Annotated in this window: 2 protein-coding genes; both read right to left on the bottom strand. The window is 59.1% G+C overall.

From position 1 onward, the window contains the following. Positions 1-117: 117 nt before the first annotated feature. On the bottom strand, positions 118-933 hold the full coding sequence (locus B2589_RS03225; protein ID WP_286815597.1) for an enoyl-CoA hydratase/isomerase family protein: 816 nt from the start codon (positions 931-933) through the stop codon (positions 118-120). A 174-nt stretch (positions 934-1,107) separates the two neighbouring features. Next, a complete protein-coding gene (locus tag B2589_RS03220; RefSeq protein ID WP_286815596.1) occupies positions 1,108-2,268 on the bottom strand; it encodes an acyl-CoA dehydrogenase family protein in 1,161 nt (386 codons plus the stop codon). Positions 2,269-2,427 lie beyond the last annotated feature (159 nt).

Below are 2,427 nucleotides of genomic sequence, written 5' to 3'. Positions count from 1 at the left end.
GGCCATCCTTGGCCTTCGAAATTTTCCGGAGGCTGATCCCGCCAGTGGCGCTCCCGCGACCTTGGGTGTTTGCCTGCCCAATGATTGTTGAGTGGCTTGTTTAAGTTTTTGTATGTGTTATCTCTCAGCCCACTTTGGCTCACGCTTCTGCATGAATGCCATGGTGCCCTCACTACCCTCTGGCCCGCCTATGGCTGCGGCGAACTTTTCAGCGGCGTCATCCAGCAAACCGGTCATGGCTTCATGGCCGACTCGATGCAACAGCGCCTTGGTTTCTGCCGTGGCATTCGGGGCACACAGCCGAACCCGTTCAAGGGCTTGGTTCAGCATGTCGTTCAGCTGTTCTTCGGATTCCGCAACCTGGTGAACGATGCCCAGTGTGCAGGCTTCCGCTGCGTCGATTCTCAAGCCCAGCAGCGCCAGCCGACGGGCTTGGGTCAGGCCGATGCGTTCGACCACGAACGGGGCGATCTGGGCCGGGATGACGCCGAGGGTGGTTTCCGGCATGCCAAATTTCGCGGAGGGCCCGGCGATGGCGAGGTCGGAGACGCAGGCCAGGCCGAAGCCGCCGCCCATCACGGCGCCTTCGGTGATGGCGATGACGACTTTGGAGGATTCGTTGACCTGCTGGATCATCTGGCCGAAGGCGCGGTTGAGTTTGTAGAACGGGTCGTCTTTGCCTTCACCTTTCTGGCCCCGGGCGCCGGCCATGTCTTTGATGTCACCGCCGGCGCAGAAGTGGCCGCCGGCACCGCGGATGACGACGGCGCGGATGCTGTTGTCGTTTTCAACTTCGGTGAACAGGGCGGCCAACTCCGCGACCATCTGCAGGCTCATGGCGTTGCGGACGTCCGGGCGGTTGATAGTGAGAAACAGGGACGGGCCTTGTTTCTCGAGAATCAGTGTTTCGCAATGTGGTAGTTGCTTTTCCATATCAGGCTCCGTTTCAGGCCGGCATAGGGTACCAATGGCAATGTTTGGGGCCTTGTGGGCAGGTAGAGCTTTCCGGGACTGTCTGCAGCAGGGATGCTGCAGTCAAGCGTACATGGATGTATTCACAGCGTGTCCCGGAAAGCTCTACCTGCCCATGAGGCCCTACTCCAAACGTTAGTCGCGATTTTTGCCAGGCAAAGTGCCCATTAGCTTGCAGATGATGCCCAGCATGATTTCGTCGGCGCCGCCGCCGATGGACACCAGACGCACGTCGCGGTAGGCACGGGCCAGGGGGTTTTCCCACATGTAGCCGTTGCCGCCCCAGTACTGCAGGCAGGTGTCGGTGACTTCACGGCCCAGACGGCCGGCTTTGAGCTTGGCCATGGAGGCGAGTTTGGTCACGTCTTTACCGGCAATGTGCAGTTCACAGGCCTGGTAGGTGAGGGCACGCAGGGCTTCAACTTCAGTCTGCAGTTCGGCCAGGCGGAAGTGGATGTACTGGTTGTTGATCAGCGGCTGTCCGAAGGTCTTGCGTTCGCGGCAGTATTCGATGGTCTGGTCGATGCAGTTCTCCAGCGCCTTGATCACATTCGCCGCACCCCACATTCGTTCTTCCTGGAACTGGATCATCTGGCACATGAAACCGGTGCCTTCCGCGCCGATGCGGTTGCGCTGGGGCACGCGCACGTCGTCGAAGAACACCTGGGCGGTTTCGGATGAGCGCATGCCCAGTTTGTTCAGATGCGGGCTGAAGGAAATGCCCGGGGTGTTCATGGGCACGATGATCAGGGTTTTGTTCTTGTGAGGCTTGTCGTCGCTGGTGTTGGCCAGCAGGCAGATGAAGTCGGCTTTCGGGGAGTTGGTGATCCACATCTTGGAGCCGTTGATGATGTAGTCATCGCCGTCTTTCTTCGCCGTGGTCTTAAGGCCGGCTACGTCGGAGCCTGCACCCACTTCACTGACGCCGATACAGCCGACCATGTCGCCAGCGATGGCCGGGGCCAGGAAGTCCCGTTTCAGCTCGTCCGAGCCAAAGCGGGCAATGGCCGGGGTGCACATGTCGGTTTGAACGCCGATCGCCAGCGGCACGCCGCCGCACTTGGCCATGCCGAGTTCTTCTGCAGCGACCAGGTTGTAGCTGTAATCCAGGCCCATGCCGCCGTACTCTTCCGGCTTCTGGATGCCCAGCAGGCCCAGGTTGCCAAGTTTTTTGAATACCTCATGTATGGGAAACTCGCCGGCTTCTTCCCATTCGTCACAATGCGGGTTGATCTCTTTCTCAACGAAGTCTCTGACAGTTTTTCTCAGGGCTTCGTGTTCTGGTGTGAATTTCATTTTTGTTCTCCAGTTCTTCCTGAATTTAGTTAGTTCTTGTGTTCGTTGTTTGGTGCTTGCCCGGTAGCTTGGGGTCGCGGGTGTGGTGTGGGGCCTTCAGAAAACCGCTCCTTGCGGCACATCCCTGTGGCGCTTCTGCTCCGCCATCCATGGCTCCGC

The organism is Marinobacter sp. UBA3607 (assembly GCF_002375525.1).
Taxonomy (GTDB): domain Bacteria; phylum Pseudomonadota; class Gammaproteobacteria; order Pseudomonadales; family Oleiphilaceae; genus Marinobacter; species Marinobacter vinifirmus.
The sequence above is the reverse complement of the archived record's forward strand: the minus strand, read 5'-3'. Positions and strand labels throughout refer to the sequence as shown.